Origin of the sequence: Mycobacterium sp. 852002-50816_SCH5313054-b (genome assembly GCF_001667185.1) — a bacterium.
Classification (GTDB): domain Bacteria; phylum Actinomycetota; class Actinomycetes; order Mycobacteriales; family Mycobacteriaceae; genus Mycobacterium.
Genome location: NZ_LZIC01000126.1, coordinates 59,756 through 78,468 on the forward strand (window position 1 = coordinate 59,756; position 18,713 = coordinate 78,468).

Below are 18,713 nucleotides of genomic sequence, written 5' to 3' on the forward strand. Positions count from 1 at the left end.
TCTTACATTCGGGTCTCGATAATTCAAGAAACTCTCAGGAATGGACCAGGGCCGCCAACCAGCGGCGTTATTGCTCAGTTGTCGAGGCGGCGCGCGTCTCGCTGCAGGCCGAATGTGGTTTTAGACCCGTGTTGCACGGCGCTCCGCGCCGAGAGTAAGGTTCTCATAATTGCAAGGGAGATTCTTTGTGACTGAAACTGCCGCATGTGGAGTCGGGGCTAGCTGGGTGTCGGGAACGTGAAGACCGCGGTTGTCACCGGTGGCGGCTCCGGCATCGGTCAAGCAGTCGCGCAGCGCCTGCGCGCCGACGGTCTTGATGTCGCCACGATCGACCTCACACCGTCGGAAGCCGAATTGGCTTTCACCGCCGACGTCACCGATCGATCGCAGGTGGATGCGGCGCTGGCCGCGATCCGCGCCCACCTCGGGCCGGTGACCGTTCTGGTCAACGCGGCGGGCCTCGATGGCTTCAAGCGCTTCGCCAACATCACCTTCGAGGACTGGCGGCGCGTCATCGACGTCAATCTCAACGGCGTCTTCCACACGATTCAGGCGGTGCTGCCCGACATGGTCGAGGCCGGGTGGGGGCGGATCGTCAACATCTCGTCGTCGAGCACCCACTCGGGTGCTCCCTACATGAGCCACTACGTGGCGGCCAAGTCCGCGGTCAACGGGCTGACCAAATCGCTGGCGCTCGAATACGGGCCCAGCGGCATCACCGTGAACGCCGTGCCGCCGGGATTCATCGACACCCCGATGTTGCGTGCCGCCGAACAACACGGGTTCCTCGGCGACATCGAGGAGACCATCGCCCGGACCCCGGTGCGCCGGATGGGCAAGCCTGAAGACATCGCGGCGGCGTGTGCCTTCCTGATTTCCGAGGAGGCCGGCTACATCACCGGCCAGATATTGGGCGTCAACGGCGGCCGCAACACCTGAGCATCGACACCCGAGGAGAGACTGTGGCAGACGGCGCACCAGGATGCGTCAAGGGCAAGGTCGCCTTCGTCACCGGCGCGGCGCGCGGCCAGGGCCGCAGTCACGCCGTGCGACTGGCCGAGGAAGGCGCCGACATCATCGCCGTCGACCTGTGCCGTGACATCGACACCATCGGTTACGCCATGGCCGCCCCGGAGGACCTCGACGAAACCGCCCGGCTCATCGAGAAAACCGGCCAAGCCGTCGTCATCGCCCGCGCCGACGTCCGCGACGCCGGACAACTACGCGCCGCGCTCGACGACGGGGTCGCCCAGTTGGGGGGCCTCGACATCGTCGTCGCGCAAGCCGGTGTCGCCGGCATGAAGGGCCAGCCGCCGCTGCAGGCGTGGTGCGACGTCATCAACACCAACCTGATCGGCACCATCAACGCCATCCAGGTCGCGCTGCCGCACTTGCGTGCGGGCGCCTCGATCATCGCCACCGGATCCACCGCCGCCCTGATGGACACCGCCAAGAAGGACAACCCCGGCAACGACCCGGGCGGCATGGCCTACATCCACTCCAAGCGGGCGCTGTCGCACTACGTCCACGACTTGGCGACCGAGCTCGCCCCCCTGGGGATCCGCGCCAACGTCATCCATCCGACCAACACGAACACCCCCATGCTGCAAAGCGAACCGATGTACCGCTCCTTCCGGCCGGACCTCGAACACCCGACGCGGGCCGACGCCGAGCCGGTTTTCGGCGTGCAGCAGGCGATGAAGATCCCCTATATCGAACCCGAGGACATCAGTAATGCCGTCTTGTGGTTGGCCTCCGAGGAGGCCAGGTACGTGACGGGCGTGCAACTGCGCGTCGACGCCGGCGGCTACCTCAAGTGGTACGACCACGACAAGTGAGCCACAGAAAATTTCAAAGGAGACACCGTGAAGGTCTGGGTTGATCCGGAACGCTGCCAGGGCCACACCCTCTGCTCGATGATCGCTCCGGATTCCTTCCAGCTCAGCGACATCGACGGCAGTTCGTCGGCGATCGACGAGGTGGTGCCGGCCGACAAGGAGGACCGGGTCCGCGAAGCCGCCCACTCCTGCCCGGAGCAGGCCATCATCATCACGGATGAAACGTAAAGGGAGACAGTGTCTTGAGCGTCGACGACGTCGTCAGCGACAGCGACAGCGACCGTAAGCGGAACCGGTATCACTTCGATCGGCACTCCGCGGAGTACCGCTCGAAGTTCAAGGACATCACCGAGGAGATGCAGGCCCGGTGCCCGATGGCCTGGAGCGACACGTATGGCGGGCACTGGGTGGCGGCCGGCAGCCACGAGGTCTTCGAGCTCGCCCGTTGCCCGGCGGTCTCCAACGATCACGACGTCAACAACGAACGCCGTGGCTACAAGGGCATTTCGATCCCGACAGCCAGCCGCATCAACGGTATCCGGGGCGGCATCCTGGAGATGGACAACCCCGAACACAAAACCTACCGCTCCGTACTCAACCCCTACCTGTCGCCGGCCGCGGTCAAGCGCTGGGAGCCGTTCATCGACGACGTGACGCGCGCCTGCCTGGACGAGAAGATCGAGGAAGGCCGCATCGACTTCGTCGACGACCTGGCCAACATCGTGCCGGCCGTGCTGACGCTGGCGATGATGGGCATCCCGCTGAAGAACTGGCAGATGTACAGCGAGCCAACACATGCCGCGGTGTACACCCCGGAACACTCCCCGGACATCCAACGGGTCACCGAGATGCACCGGCAGATGGGGATCGACCTGATCAACAACATGATCGAGATCCGCAACAACCCGCGGCCCGGCCTGGTCAATGCCCTGCTCGAAATGCGGATCGACGGTGAGCCCGCGCCCGATCTGGAAATCATCGGAAATCTCGGATTGATCATCGGCGGCGGTTTCGACACCACCACGGCGCTGACCGCCCATTCGCTGGAATGGCTTTCGGAGAACCCCGGCCATCGGGAACTGCTCAGCGCGCAACGCGAAACGCTGCTCGACCCCGCCACCGAAGAGTTTCTCCGCTACTTCACCCCGGCGCCGGGTGATGGCAGGACTTTCTCCGACGACGTCGAGCTCGACGGCATCAAGTTCAAAGAGGGTGAGCGGCTCTGGATTTCGTGGGCGATGGCCAACCGCGACCCTGCGGTATTTCACGATCCGGACGAGATCGTCCTCGACCGCAAAGGCAACCGGCACTTCAGCTTTGGGCTCGGCCTACACCGCTGCGCCGGATCAAACGTGGCGCGCACCGTGTTCAAGTCCATGCTCACGGCCGTTCTCGACCGGATGCCCGACTACCGGTGTGACCCCGAGGGCACCGTCCACTACGAGACCATCGGCGTCATCCAGGGGATGCGCAAGCTGCCCGCCACCTTCACGCCCGGCCGCCGCGTCGGAGCCGGCCTCGACGAGACGCTCGACAAACTGCAACGCGCCTGCGACGAGCAAGAACTGGCCAGGCCGATCACCGAGCGCAAAGAAGCTGCCGTCATCGACTGACGACTTGCCTCGCCAGCAGACACAGAATCGCACTAAACGGCCAGCTATCATGCGATTCTGCGTCTGCTCGCCGGTCACCCGCGTCGCCAGCCTGCTGTGGCCGGGGCTCCAAGAATCCTTGGAGGCTTCGTAGAGGCCCGCATTTGATCCTTTTCCCACAGGCTCGCCCGCCGCTGGGAGGAGGAACCACGATGCAGCTGCCGCTGAGTAACCACATCTCGCTGATCCACGGCTGGGTGCCGCTGACGGTCGAGGTCGTCGCCGTCGTCGCGCTGGCGCTGGCGGTCGGGTGGCGATCACGCCGCTGGCGCCTGTTGTGGCTGCCCTTGACCGCCGTCGTGGGAGGCGTGACGGCGGCCGGGGCACACTGGTCCGTCGCCACCTCCGGTCTGAACACCGGCCCGGCGCCGCGCGAACTGTACGTGTGGATCGCGTTGGTCGGCATGGCCACGGCCGTGCTGATCCTGGGCTGGCGGGGCGTGCGTTGGTGGCGGCGGGGACTGTCGATCGTGGCGGTGCCGCTGTGCCTGCTGTGCTCGCTGCTGGTGCTCAACCAATGGGTCGGGTACTTCCAGACGGTGCAGAGCGCCTGGAACCAGCTGACCTCGCGCCCGCTGCCCGACCAGACCGACAAAGCCACCGTCGTCTCGATGGCGGCGAAGGGCAGCAAGCCGGCCCACGGCAGCCTGGTGCCGGTGCAGATCCCCTCCGACGCATCGCATTTCAAGCACCGCGAGGAACTCGTGTACCTGCCGCCCGCATGGTTCGCGAGCTACCCGCCGCCGCAACTGCCCACGGTGATGATGATCGGTGGCATGCTCAGTTCGCCCGCCGACTGGGTGCGGGCCGGCAACGCGGTGGAAACCGCCGACGCCTTCGCCGCCGCGCACGGCGGCAACGCGCCGGTGCTGGTGTTCGTGGACGCCGGCGGGGCGTTCGACAACGACACCGAATGCGTCAACGGAAGCCGCGGCAACGCGGCCGACCATCTGACGAAAGACGTTGTGCCCTACCTTGTCTCGAATTTCGGGGTCAGCCCCGACCCCTCCCGCTGGGGCGTGGTGGGCTGGTCGATGGGGGGGACCTGCGCCGTGGACCTGACCGTCATGCACCCCAACCTGTTCAGCGCGTTCGTCGACATCGAAGGCGACTTGACCCCCAACACGGGAACCAAGGCGCAAACCATCGCGAGCCTGTTCGGCGGCAACGCTGACGCGTGGGCGGCGTTCGACCCGACGACGGTGATCAACCGCCACGGCCGCTACACCGGAGTGTCCGGTTGGTTCGCGATCTCGTCGGGTGGTTCGCCGACACCCAGCCGCGATGTCACGACCGTCGACAGCGCCGCCATGGCCCTCGCCGGGCGCGGTGCCGCCGCCGACCCGGGAAACCAGGCCGCGGCCGCCGGTTCGCTGTGTGCGCTCGGCCGGGCGAGCGGCATCGACTGCGCGGTGGTTGCCCACCCCGGAAAGCACGACTGGCCGACCGCGGGGACGGTCTTCAGCACCGCACTGCCATGGCTGGCCGGCCGGCTGGGCACCCCGGGCGTGCCCCGGATCGCATTGCCGGGCACGGAGTCTGCGCCCACGCACCCACATCACACGGAGGCGGTTGCTCACGGACAGCGCTAGCACGCCGCACGGCGTCAGCCGCGCGGTAGGCCGAGCACTCGCTGCGCGATGATGTTGCGCTGAATCTCCGAGGTGCCGCCGGCGATCGTCCCCGAAAAGCTTCGGGCGTAACGCTCGAACCAGCTGGCGAAGTAGTGGTCCAGGTTCATGTGCGCATACGGTCCGGTCAAGCCCGGGTGAACGAGCCCGTCGGAGCCCGCCGACGTCAGCGCAAGCTCCATGCCACGCAGCTCGGCCTCGGACCCGAGCAGCTTGAGCACCGAGATCGCCGCCACGTCGTCTTCGCCGCGCGCGGCACGGGCCAGGGCCACCGAACCCAGCAGGCGCAGCGCCTGCTTGTCCATGATGGTGCTGGCGTACTGGTCGCGCTCGACATCGGTGCTGGGACGGAAGTCGTCGATCATGTTGTCCAGGCGATCGGCGAAACCCAGCCACATCATCGTGCGTTCGTGCCCCAGCGACCCGTTGGCCACGCGCCAGCCCTGATCGAGCTCGCCGACCAGGTTCTCCGCCGGTACCCGCACATCGGTGAAGAACACCTCGTTGAAGTCGAGATCGTCGGCACCGCAGATCGACGGGAACGGCCGGCGCACCAGACCCGGGCTGTCGGTGGGGATGATCAGCGCGCTGATTCCCTTGTGCTTCGGCGCATCCGGGTTCGTCCGCACGAAGGTCAACAAGACGTCGGCGTCGTGTGCCCCGGAGGTCCACACCTTCTGGCCGTTCACGACGAAGTGATCGCCATCGCGCACCGCGCGGGTGCGCAGCGACGCCAGATCCGAGCCCGCGCTCGGTTCGCTCATCCCGAGTGAGGCGGTGATCTCGGCCCTCAGGATCGGCACCGCCCAGCGCCGCTTCTGTTCGTCGCTGCCGAACGACAACAGCGAGGCCCCAACGATGTTCACGCCCTGCGGGTTGAAGCTGTGGTAGATCCGGCGGCGGCTGAGCTCCTCGAGATAGACAAACTGCTGAATGACCGACGCGTTGCGGCCACCGAATTCCGGTGGCTGACTCGGCAGCAGCCAGCCGTTGTCGAACAGCAGGCGCTGCCAGTCGCGCGCCCACTGCGGCATGTGGGAGACCGACCGGGGGCGCTCCAGGGTTTCGCTTGCGTCAGGCAGGTTTTCGTCGAGGAATGCCGCGAACTCCGCCCGGAACGCCTCGACGTCGGCATCAAAAGTCAGCTGCACGGTACTCCTCGGCGATTCGCGCCCGGTGTTCTGCGGCGCCGCCGAGCATGAGCTCGCCCGACTTGGCGCGCTTGAGCGCGAACTGCAGGTCGTTCTCCCAGGTGAATCCCATCGCGCCGAAAAGCTGTAAGCCGTGCCGGAACACGAGTGACTGGCACTCCCCCGCCGACGCCTTGGCCATGGCGGCGGCGAGCCGGCGCCGGGGGTCGTCGGCCGCGATCGTCAGCGCGGCGAAGTAGGCCAGCGCCCGGGCTCGTTCGACCGCGACGTGCATGTCGGCGGCCTTGTGCTGGACGGCCTGGAAGGAGCCGATCGGCACACCGAATTGCTGCCGGTTGCGGACGTGGTCGAGGACCATGTCGAGGATGCGTTGGCAGGCCCCGACCATCGTGATTGCCATGCCCGTCAATGCGACGTGGTGCGCGCGCTCGGCGTCGACGGTGAGCCGGGCGCTGTCGGGCACCCGGACTTCGCCGAACGACAGGTCGGCGACATGAAGGACCGGGTCGAACACCGCCGAGCGGCGGGCGGACACCTGGTTGGCCGCGACGACGAACACCCCGGCGTCGGTCACCACGGCCAGCCGGTCGACCCGGTCCCCGTCGAGGACGTGGCGTGCCGTGCCGTCCAGCACCCAGCCGTCGGCGTCCCGGTGCGCACAGACCCCGCCGTACACGGCGGTGCCGGCCTCGTGCGGGTCGAACCGATCCGCGGCCAGCGGGGCGTACTGGCTCATGGTCGCCAGGAAGGGGGTGGGGTCGGTCGCGTGCCCCAACTCCTCGAGCACGATGGCCAACTCCACCGCGCCGGCCGGATCGTTCAGCTCGGTCCAACCCTGGTCGACATACGACTTCCACAATGGGCTCGGGTCGACGCCGTCCTCGGCCACGCTGCGCACCAGCGACGGCGGGCACTGCTTGGCGACGACGTCGCGAACGGTCTTCTGCCACAGCCGCTGATCGGCATCGAACTCCAACAGCATCCGGGCCGCCCTCCTGTCGTCGCCGCCGTCGCGAGAATAACATTCTCCAACATGGAAGCGGTAATCTCGAAAAGCGACTAACGGGTACCCGAAAGCGCTAGGTGGTGGCCATCAGCTCGTCGGCCGGCTCGCCCCAGCGGTCGAGGTTGACGAACTCGGCAAGCGGGCGGCGGCGCAGCGACCCGTGGTTGCCCTTGGGCCACCCCACCACCACGTGGCCCGCGACCAACCAGCCGTCGGGGATGCCGATGGCTTCGCGCAACAGCTGCTCGCCTCCGTACGAAGCCCAGCTCGTGAGGCACGCCCCCAGGCCCTGGGCGCGCGCGGCCAGCAGGAAGTTCTGCATCGCGGGAAAGATCGACCCGCCCAGCAGCAGCTCGGACGCCGTGGGGTAGTGCTGCTGCGCGAACAACACGGAAGTGAACTCGCCCGCACGATCGTGCAATTCGTAGGTCGCGCGGTAGGTGCGGGCCCGGCGGCTGCTGTCGCCGTCGGCGGGCCGGCTCATCCCGTAGACGGGCTCGATCACCTCCAGGGCGTGGGCCGCCGCCTTGGCCACCACGGCCCGCTGCTCGGGTGACCGCAGCACCACGAACCGCCAGCCCTGCGCGTTGGCGCCCGAGGGAGCCCACCGAGCCGCTTCGAGGCAGCGCGCCAGGGTCGCGTCGTCGACCGGGTCGTCGGTGAACCGCCGGATCGTGCGGGCGGTCGACATCACCTGCCAGACGTCACTGGTTGCTCCGGTCATCTCTTCTCCCCTGCGGCTCCGTGCTGCTATACGAAGGTCATATCAGGAGAGCGCCCGGAGCCGTCAAAGGAGAGACCATTGGATCGCGAAACCTACCAACGAGGACTTGAAATCCGCTCCGCGGTGTTGGGCGAGGAATACGTCAACCGGGCGCTGGCGACCGCGAACGACTTCACCCAGCCTCTGCAAGACCTCGTCACCGAATACTGCTGGGGCGCGGTGTGGGGGCGCGCGGGGCTGGCCCTCAAGACTCGCAGCATGCTCAACCTGGCCATGATCTCGGTCCTCAACCGCCCCAACGAATTGCGCACCCACGTCAAGGCGGCGCTGACCAACGGCGTCACGCGCGACGAAATCCGCGAAATATTCCTTCAGGTCGCGATCTACGCCGGCGTGCCCGCCGCCGTCGACAGCTTTCGCATCGCGGGTGAGGCGTTCGCCGAAGTGGACGAGGGCTAGGGCTGCGATGCAGATCGGCTTCATCGGCTTGGGAAACATGGGCCTTCCCATGGCAGTTCGCCTCGTTCGGGACGACCACGACGTCGTCGCGTTCGACACGCGCGGCGACGCGCTCGATCGGATCGTGGCGCTCGGGGCACGCGCCGCCACGTCGGCGAAGGACGTCGCCGATCGCGCCGAAACCGTCATGGCCAGCCTCCCGTCGCCGGCCGCGTCGCTCGCGGTGGCGACCGGCAACGGCGGGGTGATCGAGGGCTCGCGGGTCAAGCGCTACGTCGACCTGTCGACCGTGGGGAGCCGGGCGGCGACCCAGATCCATGGCCGGCTGGCCCAACGGGACATCGTGGCGATCGACAGCCCCGTGAGCGGCGGCGTCGGCGGGGCCGAGAACGGATCGCTCGCGCTCATGGTGTCCGGGCCGCGCGACGAATTCGACGTCGTACGAACCGTACTCGAAACGCTCGGCAAGCCCTTCTACGTCGGTGACAAGCCCGGCTCGGCGCAGACGATGAAGCTCGCCAACAACATGCTGGCGGCCAACGTTTTGGCCGCCACGGCGGAGGTTGTCGTCATGGGCGTCAAGTCCGGTCTGGACCCCGGGGTGATGATCGACGTGCTCAACGCGGGGTCGGGCGGCACCAGCGCCAGCCGCGACAAGTTCCCGCGCGCGATCCTCCCGCGGACCTTCGATTACGGCTTTGCCACCGGGCTCATGGTCAAGGATGTGCGACTCTATCTCGACGAGGCCCGCGCGCTGGGCGTGCCGGGGCAGATCGCCGAGGCGATCGGCCGGCTCTGGGAGGCGGTCGCGCGCGACCAGGGCCCGGACTCCGACTTCACGACGGTCATCAAGCCGTTGGAAACGGCCGCCGGCGTGACCGTGGGCGAGGTCCCCGGCTAACCCACCGATCCCGACGCAGCGGCCGAGAATGCTATTATCGTTTAGCAAGAACGCTACTTACCTAAGTGACCGCAATACTGATGACTACCAGGGCCGATGGCTAATCGAAACGCTTACCGAAAATCCATTGATTGACGATCCGCAAAAATGTTAGCTTACCTATCAGATGCCCCGGCCGGACTGGCTGGGCTGCCGGAGCCGAAGGGTGGCTCTTGTGATCGAACACGCCGACGGAACACGCACGCCGCTCATCGACGCGAGCGTGCACATCTTCTTCCCGTCCAACAGGGCGCTGCGCAAGGCCTTGCGCGAGCCGTTCAAGAGCCGGGGCTTTCCCGACTACGAGATGGACTGGTACGGCGCTCCGGGCGGCGAGTACGCGCCCAACACCGAGGGCCCGGACGGTCAGTACCCCGGTTCGGATCCCGAATTCGTTGCCCACGAACTGTTTTCGAAGCGTGGCGTCGACGTGGCGGTGCTGCATCCGATGGGGCGCGGGATCATGCCGGACCGGCACCTGGGCAGCGCTCTGCATGCCGCACACAACGAGATGATGGTGTCGGACTGGCTGGACTCCAGCGAGTTCGGCGAGCGGTTCCGAGGCACCATCCGGATCAACCCCGACGACATCGCCGGGGCGCTGCGGGAGATCGAGAAATGGCGCGGGCATCCGCGCGTGGTCCAGATCGGTGTGCCGCTGCAGTCGCGCGAGGTCTACGGCAAACCGCAGTTCTGGCCGCTGTGGGAAGCCGCGGCCGACGCGGGCCTTGCGGTCGCCGCGCACATCGAAGTGGGCAACGGGATCATGTTCCCGCCGACGCCGTCCGGGAACACCCGCACCTACGAGCAGTACGTCAGCTTCATGGCGCTGAACTACATCTATCACCTGATGAACATGATCGCCGAGGGCGTCTTCGAGCGCTTCGCCGGACTCAAATTCGTCTGGGCGGACGGCGCAGCGGACTTCGTGACGCCGTTCATCTGGCGGATGGACACCTTCGGCCGGCCGCACCTGGAACAGACGCCGTGGGCGCCGCGCATCCCGAGCGACTACCTGCCCGGCCACGTCTATTTCGTGCAGGGCAGCCTCGACGGCCCCGGAGACGTCGAGTTCGCCGGCGCATGGTTCGGCTTCACCGGCAAGGAGGACATGGTGATGTTCGGCTCCAGCTACCCGCATTGGCAGTTCGGCGATGCCAAGAAGCTGCCGACGGCGTTATCGGCCGAGCAGCGCGAAAAAGTGTGCTGGCGCAATGCGGCGCGGCTGTACGGCATAGACATCCCCGCCGGAGTGGGCGCACAGTAGAGCTAACACGGCAGACTGAGGAGATTCAGATGACGTTGACCCATTCGCAGGAGCGGGTTCCCGCTGCCGAGCGCATCGCCGTCCGGTGCGTCGACTCGGACGTCCACCCCTCACCCAAGCGCGGCGAGCTCGTCCAGTACATCCCCGAGCCCTGGCGCAGCAAGTATTTCCTCAACCGCCATGTGGGCGAGATGATCTTCTACGACGCCCCGGACTACGCGCACAGCTACGCGATGCGCGTGGATTCGTTCCCGCCCAACGGCGAGTTTCCCTGCAGCGACCCGGATATGGCGTTCCGCCAGCTGATCATGGAGGCGGGCTCCGACATCGCGATCCTGGAACCCGCCGCCTACCCGGCCCGCCTACCCGAAGCGCAGCACGCGATGTCGTACGCGTTGAACGACTGGCAGGCCAATCACTGGCTCGACAGCCACAACAACTGGCACGAGCGGTGGCGCGGTTCGATTTGCCTCGCGATCGAGGAGCCGGAAGCGTCCGTGCGCGAGATCGAGCGCTGGGCCGGGCACCCCTTCATGGCGCAGATTCTGATCAAGGCCGAGCCGAAGCCGTCCTGGGGTCATCCCAAGTACGATCCGATCTGGGCCGCCGCGACCAAGCACGACATCACGGTCAGCTGCCACCTGTCGCGCAGCCAGTTCGACGAGCTACCCATCCCGCCCGTGGGGTTCCCCAGCTACAACCACGACTTCATGGTGACCTACTCGCTGCTGGCGGCCAACCAGGTGATGAGCCTGATCTTCGACGGCGTCTTCGACCGCTTCCCGACGCTGCGGATCGTGTTCGTCGAGCACGCATTCAGCTGGATCCTGCCGCTGATGTGGCGCATGGATTCGATCTACGAAGCGCGCAAGTCGCGGGTGGACATCAAGCGCAAGCCGTCGGAGTACGTCAAAGACCACATCAAGTTCACCACCCAGCCGCTGGACTACCCCGAGGACAAGACGGAGTTGACCCGCGCGCTGGAATGGATGGAGTGCGAGAAAATCCTGCTCTTCTCCTCGGACTACCCGCACTGGACGTTCGATGACCCGCGCTGGTTGGTCAAGCACCTTCCGAAGGCGGCCCGCGACGCGGTGATGTACAAAAACGGCATCGCGACCTATCACCTGCCCGAGACCGTCCCGGTCCTCGAGGGTCAGACCAGGGTGTTCTGAATTGACGGAGGAAACCAAACGGCCCGAGCCGCGTCTCGCCCAGGGCCGCGAGCATGTCGTTGCCACCGTCGACGAAATCCCCTCGGGCACACACAAACTCGTGCCGATCGGGCGGCACGGCGTCGGAGTCTACAACGTCAACGGCAGCTTCTACGCCATCGCGAATTATTGCCCCCACCAGGGCGGCCCGCTGTGTTCGGGACGCCCCCGCGGGCGCACGATCGTCGACGAGACCGCCCCCGGTGACTCGGTCATGGTGCGCGACCTGGAGTTCATCTATTGCCCCTGGCACCAATGGGGTTTCGAGCTGGCGACGGGTACCACCGCGGTCAAGCCCGAATGGAGCATCCGCACCTATCCGGTGCGCGTCGTCGGCAACGACGTTCTGGTGCAGGCCTAACCACAGGAGAATCGGGTGCCTTCAATCGAGATCAACGGCGGAAACGTCGTCTACGAAATCCTCGGCGAATCAGGCGATCTCATCGCCCTGACCCCGGGCGGCCGGTTCAGCAAGGAGATCGAGGGCCTGCGTCCGCTTGCCGACGCGCTCGCCGCCGGCGGCTATCGAGTGCTGCTGTGGGACCGGCCCAACTGTGGAGCCTCCGATGTGCAGTTCTACGGGCAAAGCGAATCGCACATGCGCGCCGAGACGCTGCAGAAGCTGGTGACCGGGCTGGGTTTCGAACGCTGCATCCTCGCCGGAGGATCCGGCGGCGCAAGGGATTCGATGCTGACCACGATGCTTTACCCCGAGCTGGTCACCAAGCTGGTGGTGTGGAACATCGTCGGCGGCATCTACGGAAGCTTCGTGCTCGGCTCCTTCTACATCATCCCGAGCATTCTCGCGGTGCGCGGCACCGGCATGGACGGCGTGGTGAAGGTTCAGGAGTGGCGCGACCGCATCGAGCAGAACCCGGACAACAAGCAGCGGTTCCTCGACTTCGACAAAGACGAGTTCCTCAAGGTGATGCTGCGCTGGCTCAACGCATTCGTGTCCAAGCCGGGACAGACGATTCCGGGCGTCGAGGACGAGATGTTCGACCGGATCAAGGTGCCCACCTTGATCATTCGCGGCGGCGAGAACGACATGGATCACCCGAAGCGGACGTCGCTCGAGGTCAGTTGCTTGATCAAGGGTTCGAAGCTCATCGACCCGCCGTGGCCGGAGGACGCCTGGGAGCGCGCGTCCGAGGACCGCGCAGCGGGCAGGGTGCAGCATTTCAACATGTTCGACACGTGGGTGCAGGCGGCGCCCGCGATCCTCGAGTTCCTGGGGTCGTAATGGCTCTACACGGTACGAATGTGAACCTCGCAGTTGAGCGACGCCTCGAGAGCCGTGTGGACCCGGCTTTCCGGGATGCGTTCGAGGTCCTCCTCGCGCAGCGTCACGTACACGATGTCGAAGCCGTCGTCGCCCGGGGTTCGCTCGATCTCACCGGTGAGCCCGAAGCCGGACAACACCCCGTGCGCGTCATCGTCGGTTCCCCGGCTGACGAAGGTCACCACGCCGGCGACCGGTCCGGCGCCGAACACTCTGGTGCACAACTCAATTGCGACGTTGCTGGCCGCGTCGCCGTCTTCGGCCGCAATCAGCAGTTCGACCTCGCGGCGGCCCGCGGGCATGGCCGCGAGGTCGTTGTGGACCACGTCGGCGCCCGCCTCGCCCGCGAGCTCGAGGAGCGCGGCCATGCCATCGCGTAGCTGCGCGGCGGTGAACGCGCTTTCCGGATCAACGTTGACGCGCACCACCGCAGTTCGCATGTGCGCAAGCCTAACTAAGACGATGGCAGGTCAGCCGTGAACACCACCCAATCCACGACCATCATCACCACCGCCGCGCCGCCCGGGCTCGAACCACGGCTGCTGGCCGGACAGCGCGAGGACCTGGCGGCGTATCGACGCCTCGGCGGATACCGCCCGCTCGCCGGCGCCGACGAGTTGCTGGGCGAGGTCGAATCCAGCGGGCTGGTCGGCCGCGGCGGTGCGGCCTTCCCCCTGGCGGTGAAGTTGCGTGCGGTGCGCGACAACGGCCGCATCGCAGGTGGCGCCGTCGTCGTCGCGAATGGCGAAGAGGGAGAACCCGCTTCGATCAAGGACCGCTGGCTGCTGCGCAACCGCCCGCACCTCGTCCTCGATGGGCTGCGGCTGGCCGCGGCCATCGTGGGCGCCCGCCGCGCCTACGTGTATGTGTCCGATCCGGAATCGGCGCACAGCGTCGAAACGGCGCTCGGCGAGCTCGAGCCGGACACCCTGGGGGGCGTCGACGTCCGCATGTCGACGGTGCAACCCGGATACGTCGCCGGCGAGGAGACCGCCGCGGTCCGCGCACTCAACGGCGGCCCGGCCAAGCCGACGGACAAGCCGCCGCGCCCATTCGAAGCGGGCGTCGGCGAGCGGCCCACGTTGGTGAGCAATGTCGAGACCCTGGCCAACCTGCCCTACCTGCAGCGCCACGGTTCGGCGTCGTTCCGCGCCCAGGGCACCTCACTGTCGCCGGGTACCTTCCTGGCCACCATCACCGGTGCCGGGCGTCCGCCGGTGCTCTACGAGCTTCCGCACGGCCTGGCATTCACCGAACTGCTTGCCCTGCATAAGGTTTCGCCGGACCGGGTCCGCGGGGCCCTGATGGGCGGCTACTTCGCCGGCCTGCTCAACCGCGGCGTCCTGGAGACATCGCTGGACCACGAGACGATGCGGCGGATCGGCAGCGGCCTGGGCTGCGGCGCGATCTCGGTGATCACCGACGACTGCCCCGTCGCGGTCGCGGCGTCGGTGCTGGCCTACTTCGACCGCGAGAACGCCGGGCAATGTGGGTCCTGCTTCAACGGAACCGCGGCGATGGCCGCCGCCGCCGGCGCACTGCGCGACGGCGCCGCGACCGCCCAGGACGTGGAACGGTTGCGCCGCTGGTCGGTGCTGCTGCGCGGGCGCGGCGCTTGCGCGACCCTGGACGCCGCCACCAACGTGGCCGCCAGCCTGCTCGATCAGTTCCCCGGCGAGGTCGCCGCACACCTCGACGGCACCTGCCCGGACTGCGCCCGCGGCGCATTCCGCGCCGACCGTCCCTACGAGGCGGAAGCGGTGAGGCAACCATGAGGATTCGTTTGGACCGCACCGTGTGCGACGGCTTCGGGATCTGCGCCAAGTACGCGCCCGGATATTTCTCGCTCGACGACTGGGGCTACGCGTCCCTGATCGGCGACGGCACCGTCGCGGAATCGGATCGCGACGCGGTCATGCGCGCGCTGATGGACTGCCCCGTGCACGCCATCGCCGAGCTCGGCGAGCGCATTTCTCGCGCCCCTCAGCTACCGCTGACAGAGGCGGAGGATCCCGCCGAGCAACTCAAGACCGAAGAGAACGAGGCGGAGTGGGGATTCACGCGCTGATCCGTCGCCGCTCCGATGGATCGTGCGCGCCAAGAAGTGGTAACGTAATTCTCTGATTTGCATAACGGGCCTACCCAGTTCGGTTTTTCGGACGAGCCAGCCGATTTCCGGAGGTGACGTGTCAGCAGCACCGGGACGACCGCTGCCCCTGCTCACGCTGGACAACGAATTCTTCTGGAAGTCAGGAGCCGACGGCACGCTGCGGTTTCAGGAATGTCGGGCCTGCGCATCGCTGATCCATCCGCCGGCGCCGGTGTGCCGGTACTGCCGCTCCCGTGACGTGGGCGTGCGGGCCGTCTCCGGCAGGGCCACGCTCGCCGGGTTCACCATCAACCATCGGTTCAGCCTGCCCGGGATGCCGGCGCCGTACGTGGTCGCCCAGGTGGCGATCGCGGAAGACCCGCGGGTCCGGCTGACCACCAACATCGTTGAATGCGAACCCGATCGGCTCGAGCTCGGTCAACAGGTGGAGGTCGTCTTCGAGCAGATCGAGGACGTCTGGCTGCCGTTGTTCCGGTCGGTTCCGGATGCCGCACCCGGCCCGCTGCCGGCCGACGAGATCGAGCCCGAACGCTTCGGGGAGCACGTCCGCCCCATGCTGACGGCGGAGAAGTTCGAAGACAAGGTGGCGCTCACCGGAATCGGCATGTCACCGATCGGGCGGCGGCTGATGGAGCCGCCGCTGTCGCTGACGATGCAGGCCTGCGAGGCCGCGATCGCCGACGCCGGGTTGACGCTCGCCGACATCGACGGCCTGTCCACCTACCCCGGCGCGATCAATGTCGGCGGCTTCGGCGAGGGCGGGGTGACCGCCCTGGAGGCGGCGCTGGGAATCCGCCCGACCTGGCACAACGGTGCCATGGAGACCTTCGGTCCTGGCGGTTCGGTGATCGCCGCCATGCTTGCCGTCGCCGGCGGCCTGGCCCGGCACGTGCTGTGCTTCCGCACGCTGTGGGAAGCCACCCACAACGAGCTGATGAAGCAGGGCAAGGTCACCCCATCGATGGGCCGCATGGCCGGCTGGACATTCCCGTTCGGCGCCACCTCGGCCGCACACACCCTGGCGATGAACGCGCAGCGGCACTTCCACCGTTACGGCACAACGAAAGAGACGCTGGGCTGGATCGCGCTGAACCAGCGCGCCAACGCCGAACTGAACCCCACCGCGGTCTATCGGACCCCGATGACGATGGACGACTACCTCAACGCGCGGCCCATCACCACACCGTTCGGCCTCTACGACTGCGACGTGCCGTGCGACGGCGCGATCGCCGTCATCGTCTCCGCCGTCGACGCCGCCCGCGACCTGGCCAAGCCACCCGTGTTGGTAGAGGCGGTGGGCACGCAGATCATCGAGCGAATCGACTGGGACCAAAGCACTCTCACCCACGAGCCGCAGGTGCTGGGCCAAGCCGCGCACGTGTGGACCCGCACGTCGCTGCGCCCCACCGACGTCGACGTCGCCGAACTCTACGACGGCTTCACGATGAACTGCCTGTCCTGGATCGAGGCGCTGGGATTCTGCGGCATCGGTGAGGCCAAAGAGTTTCTCGACGGCGGCAAGAACATCGCTCGCGACGGGCAGCTGCCGCTCAACACCCACGGCGGCCAGCTGTCACACGGCCGCACCCACGGCATGGGCCTGCTGCACGAGGCGGTCAGCCAGCTGCGCGGGGAGGCCGGCGACCGGCAGGTCACCGGCGCCCGCGTCGGCGTGGTCAGTAGCGGCGGCCTCACTCCGAGCGGCGTCCTGCTGTTGCGGGCGGACGCATGAGCACCGCGCCCCGTCCCCGCCTCGTGATCGTCGACGGCGTGCCAATGTCGGCGCTGGTTGCCGAGGCGGCCGAGCCCAAGGCGGTGATCGTGGCCATTCACGGCGGCGGCACCACCGCCATATATTTCGACTGCCCGGGCCACCCGTCGTACTCGCTGCTCCGGACCGGCGCGGCGGCGGGATTCACCGTGGTGGCGCTCGACCGGCCCGGCTATGGCAGCTCGGCCCCCTATCCCGAGGCAATGGTCGAGGGCGAGCAGCGCGTCAACCTGGCATATGGGGCGATCGATCGCATCCTCGGCGAAGGGCCAAGGGGCGCTGGACTATTCGTGATGGGCCATTCGGGTGGGTGCGAGTTGACGATGCGGATGGCCGGTGACGAGCGCGGCGCCGAGCTGCTGGGCATCGAGCTCGCGGGCACGGGTCGGCACTACCACCCCGCGGCCCGGGAAATACTGAAAACCGCGACCCGCGAAAGCCGCCCGCCGGGCATGCGCGGCCTGCTGTGGAGCCCGGAGGAGCTGTACCCACCCGAGGTCCTCGGCGGTGCGACGGTGTCCCCGTCGGCGCCGGCCTACGAGGACAAGATGGTGTCGAACTGGGCCCGTCAAACGTTCCCGGAGCTCGCGCCCGCCGTGCGCGTCCCAGTGCATTTCAGCATCGCCGAGCACGAAAAGGTCTGGCAGGCCGATGATTCGGCGGTAGCCGAAATCACCGCCCTGTTCTCCAGCGCGACTCGGTTCGTTGTGCATAGGCAACCGGAAGCCGGGCACAACATCAGCCTCGGCCACACTGCCGCGGACTATCACGCGGAAGTCTTGTCGTTCGCGGACGAATGCGTGGCAGCCCGAGCGGAAACGGTTGACACGCAAGATGATCTGGAGGCCGGATGAGGGTCGGATTCATCGGACTGGGCAGCCAGGGCGGTCCGATGGCGCGGCGGATCGTCGAGGGCGGCTACCAGACGACGCTGTGGGCGCGCAGGCCCGCGACCCTCGAGCCGTTCGCCGACACCCCCGCCGAGGTAGCCGCGTCGCCGGCCGAACTCGCGGCGGCCAGTGACCTGGTCTGCCTGTGCGTGGTCGGCGACGCCGACATCGAGGAAATCACCTCCGGCGCGGGCGGGCTGCTGGCGGCGATGGAACCGGGCGGCATCATCGCGGTGCACAGCACGGTGCATCCCAACACGTGCCGCGGGCTTGCCAAAAAGGCCGGCGCCCGCGGTGTTTCGGTCGTCGATGCGCCGGTCAGCGGCGGTGGTGGGGCGGCGTCGGAAGGGCGCCTGCTGGTGATGCTCGGCGGCGACGCCGAAGTCGTCGAGCGCTGCCGTCCGGTGTTCGAAACCTACGCCGACCCGGTCGTTCACCTCGGCGACCTCGGGTCCGGGCAGACCACCAAGCTGCTCAACAACCTGTTGTTCACCGCCAACCTGGGCACGGCGGCCGCCGCCCTCTCGCTTGCCGAAGCACTGGGTGTCTCCCCGGAACGGCTCACCGAGGTCGTGTCCCGTGGTAGCGCAAACAGCTTCGCGCTCAACGCCCTTGGCGGGGCCGGCGGCCTGGAACGCCTGGCCGGGTTGGCCGGGACTCTGCTGCGCAAGGACGTCCGCCTGGTCGCCGAACTCGCCGAGCGCGCCTCGGCCGACCCCGGCGCCGTGCTCGATGCGGCGGACGCCACGCTTGCCGCGATGGGACACCCACGATGAGG

General features: G+C 67.3%; 20 protein-coding genes. 16 read left to right on the forward strand and 4 right to left on the reverse strand.

Annotated features, from left to right (window positions below):
- The first annotated feature begins 237 nt into the window (after positions 1–237).
- The 5 genes from A5787_RS22445 (at position 238) to A5787_RS22465 (ending at position 5,082) form a co-directional block, all read left to right on the forward strand.
- Positions 238–939: an SDR family NAD(P)-dependent oxidoreductase gene (locus A5787_RS22445; RefSeq protein WP_066971099.1), complete on the forward strand. Its 702-nt coding sequence runs from the start codon at positions 238–240 to the stop codon at positions 937–939.
- 23 nt (positions 940–962) lie between these two features.
- The gene (locus A5787_RS22450; RefSeq protein WP_066971100.1) at positions 963–1,838 is read left to right on the forward strand and encodes a mycofactocin-coupled SDR family oxidoreductase; all 876 of its coding nucleotides are present in this window, start codon (positions 963–965) and stop codon (positions 1,836–1,838) included.
- A 27-nt stretch (positions 1,839–1,865) separates the two neighbouring features.
- On the forward strand, positions 1,866–2,066 hold the full coding sequence (locus A5787_RS22455; protein WP_066971102.1) for a ferredoxin: 201 nt from the start codon (positions 1,866–1,868) through the stop codon (positions 2,064–2,066).
- A 14-nt stretch (positions 2,067–2,080) separates the two neighbouring features.
- A complete protein-coding gene (locus A5787_RS22460) occupies positions 2,081–3,451 on the forward strand; it encodes a cytochrome P450 (RefSeq protein WP_066971104.1) in 1,371 nt (456 codons plus the stop codon).
- Positions 3,452–3,642: 191 nt separating this feature from the next.
- Positions 3,643–5,082 carry an alpha/beta hydrolase family protein gene (locus A5787_RS22465; RefSeq protein ID WP_066971106.1) on the forward strand — a complete coding sequence of 480 codons (1,440 nt, stop codon included), beginning with the start codon at positions 3,643–3,645 and terminating at the stop codon, positions 5,080–5,082.
- A gap of 14 nt (positions 5,083–5,096) precedes the next feature.
- Here the strand turns inward: A5787_RS22465 and A5787_RS22470 are convergent, their stop codons facing one another.
- The 3 genes from A5787_RS22470 to A5787_RS22480 form a co-directional block, all read right to left on the reverse strand.
- The gene (locus tag A5787_RS22470) at positions 5,097–6,272 is read right to left on the reverse strand and encodes an acyl-CoA dehydrogenase family protein (RefSeq protein ID WP_066971108.1); all 1,176 of its coding nucleotides are present in this window, start codon (positions 6,270–6,272) and stop codon (positions 5,097–5,099) included.
- A complete protein-coding gene (locus A5787_RS22475; RefSeq protein ID WP_066971109.1) occupies positions 6,256–7,254 on the reverse strand; it encodes an acyl-CoA dehydrogenase family protein in 999 nt (332 codons plus the stop codon). The genes A5787_RS22470 and A5787_RS22475 overlap by 17 nt, the downstream gene beginning before the upstream one ends.
- 97 nt (positions 7,255–7,351) lie before the next feature.
- Positions 7,352–8,002: a nitroreductase family protein gene (locus tag A5787_RS22480; RefSeq protein WP_066971111.1), complete on the reverse strand. Its 651-nt coding sequence runs from the start codon at positions 8,000–8,002 to the stop codon at positions 7,352–7,354.
- Between the two features lie 78 nt (positions 8,003–8,080).
- Here A5787_RS22480 and A5787_RS22485 point away from each other — a divergent pair, with 78 nt between their 5' ends.
- The 6 genes from A5787_RS22485 to A5787_RS22510 all read left to right on the forward strand — a co-directional run bounded on the left by A5787_RS22485 (position 8,081) and on the right by A5787_RS22510 (position 13,125).
- Positions 8,081–8,461 (forward strand): carboxymuconolactone decarboxylase family protein, encoded by a 381-nt coding sequence (locus tag A5787_RS22485; RefSeq protein ID WP_066971114.1) that lies wholly within the window; start codon positions 8,081–8,083, stop codon positions 8,459–8,461.
- 7 nt (positions 8,462–8,468) lie between these two features.
- On the forward strand, positions 8,469–9,362 hold the full coding sequence (locus A5787_RS22490) for an NAD(P)-dependent oxidoreductase (RefSeq protein WP_066971116.1): 894 nt from the start codon (positions 8,469–8,471) through the stop codon (positions 9,360–9,362).
- A 214-nt stretch (positions 9,363–9,576) separates the two neighbouring features.
- On the forward strand, positions 9,577–10,668 hold the full coding sequence (locus tag A5787_RS22495) for an amidohydrolase family protein (RefSeq protein WP_066971118.1): 1,092 nt from the start codon (positions 9,577–9,579) through the stop codon (positions 10,666–10,668).
- 29 nt (positions 10,669–10,697) lie between these two features.
- Complete coding sequence (locus tag A5787_RS22500) at positions 10,698–11,843, forward strand: amidohydrolase family protein (protein WP_066971120.1); 1,146 nt, start codon at positions 10,698–10,700, stop codon at positions 11,841–11,843.
- Position 11,844: 1 nt separating this feature from the next.
- The gene (locus tag A5787_RS22505; RefSeq protein ID WP_066971122.1) at positions 11,845–12,243 is read left to right on the forward strand and encodes a Rieske (2Fe-2S) protein; all 399 of its coding nucleotides are present in this window, start codon (positions 11,845–11,847) and stop codon (positions 12,241–12,243) included.
- Positions 12,244–12,258: 15 nt separating this feature from the next.
- Positions 12,259–13,125, forward strand: a complete 867-nt coding sequence (locus A5787_RS22510; RefSeq protein WP_066971124.1) for an alpha/beta fold hydrolase — start codon at positions 12,259–12,261, stop codon at positions 13,123–13,125.
- Between the two features lie 5 nt (positions 13,126–13,130).
- Here A5787_RS22510 and A5787_RS22515 read toward each other — a convergent pair whose 3' ends face one another.
- A complete protein-coding gene (locus A5787_RS22515; RefSeq protein ID WP_066971126.1) occupies positions 13,131–13,604 on the reverse strand; it encodes a hypothetical protein in 474 nt (157 codons plus the stop codon).
- A gap of 36 nt (positions 13,605–13,640) precedes the next feature.
- Here A5787_RS22515 and A5787_RS22520 point away from each other — a divergent pair, with 36 nt between their 5' ends.
- The 5 genes from A5787_RS22520 (at position 13,641) to A5787_RS22540 (ending at position 18,711) form a co-directional block, all read left to right on the forward strand.
- Complete coding sequence (locus A5787_RS22520; RefSeq protein WP_066971128.1) at positions 13,641–14,939, forward strand: NADH-ubiquinone oxidoreductase-F iron-sulfur binding region domain-containing protein; 1,299 nt, start codon at positions 13,641–13,643, stop codon at positions 14,937–14,939.
- Positions 14,936–15,232 carry a ferredoxin gene (locus tag A5787_RS22525; RefSeq protein WP_066971130.1) on the forward strand — a complete coding sequence of 99 codons (297 nt, stop codon included), beginning with the start codon at positions 14,936–14,938 and terminating at the stop codon, positions 15,230–15,232. Before A5787_RS22520 ends, A5787_RS22525 begins: the two co-directional genes overlap by 4 nt.
- Positions 15,233–15,350: 118 nt before the next feature.
- The gene (locus A5787_RS22530) at positions 15,351–17,006 is read left to right on the forward strand and encodes an OB-fold domain-containing protein (RefSeq protein ID WP_066971132.1); all 1,656 of its coding nucleotides are present in this window, start codon (positions 15,351–15,353) and stop codon (positions 17,004–17,006) included.
- Positions 17,003–17,899: an alpha/beta hydrolase gene (locus A5787_RS22535; RefSeq protein WP_066971134.1), complete on the forward strand. Its 897-nt coding sequence runs from the start codon at positions 17,003–17,005 to the stop codon at positions 17,897–17,899. The genes A5787_RS22530 and A5787_RS22535 overlap by 4 nt, the downstream gene beginning before the upstream one ends.
- Positions 17,896–18,711 carry an NAD(P)-dependent oxidoreductase gene (locus tag A5787_RS22540; RefSeq protein ID WP_066971136.1) on the forward strand — a complete coding sequence of 272 codons (816 nt, stop codon included), beginning with the start codon at positions 17,896–17,898 and terminating at the stop codon, positions 18,709–18,711. Before A5787_RS22535 ends, A5787_RS22540 begins: the two co-directional genes overlap by 4 nt.
- Positions 18,712–18,713: the final 2 nt, after the last annotated feature.

Excerpts from the sequence above, each read along its gene's own strand:
- A5787_RS22465 (WP_066971106.1), top strand. The coding sequence starts at position 3,643 with ATGCAGCTGCCGCTGAGTAACCACATCTCGCTGATCCACGGCTGGGTG.
- A5787_RS22475 (WP_066971109.1), bottom strand. The coding sequence starts at position 7,254 with ATGCTGTTGGAGTTCGATGCCGATCAGCGGCTGTGGCAGAAGACCGTT.
- A5787_RS22480 (WP_066971111.1), bottom strand. The coding sequence starts at position 8,002 with ATGACCGGAGCAACCAGTGACGTCTGGCAGGTGATGTCGACCGCCCGC.
- A5787_RS22490 (WP_066971116.1), top strand. The coding sequence starts at position 8,469 with ATGCAGATCGGCTTCATCGGCTTGGGAAACATGGGCCTTCCCATGGCA.
- A5787_RS22500 (WP_066971120.1), top strand. The coding sequence starts at position 10,698 with ATGACGTTGACCCATTCGCAGGAGCGGGTTCCCGCTGCCGAGCGCATC.
- A5787_RS22515 (WP_066971126.1), bottom strand. The coding sequence starts at position 13,604 with ATGCGAACTGCGGTGGTGCGCGTCAACGTTGATCCGGAAAGCGCGTTC.
- A5787_RS22525 (WP_066971130.1), top strand. The coding sequence starts at position 14,936 with ATGAGGATTCGTTTGGACCGCACCGTGTGCGACGGCTTCGGGATCTGC.
- A5787_RS22535 (WP_066971134.1), top strand. The coding sequence starts at position 17,003 with ATGAGCACCGCGCCCCGTCCCCGCCTCGTGATCGTCGACGGCGTGCCA.
- A5787_RS22540 (WP_066971136.1), top strand. The coding sequence starts at position 17,896 with ATGAGGGTCGGATTCATCGGACTGGGCAGCCAGGGCGGTCCGATGGCG.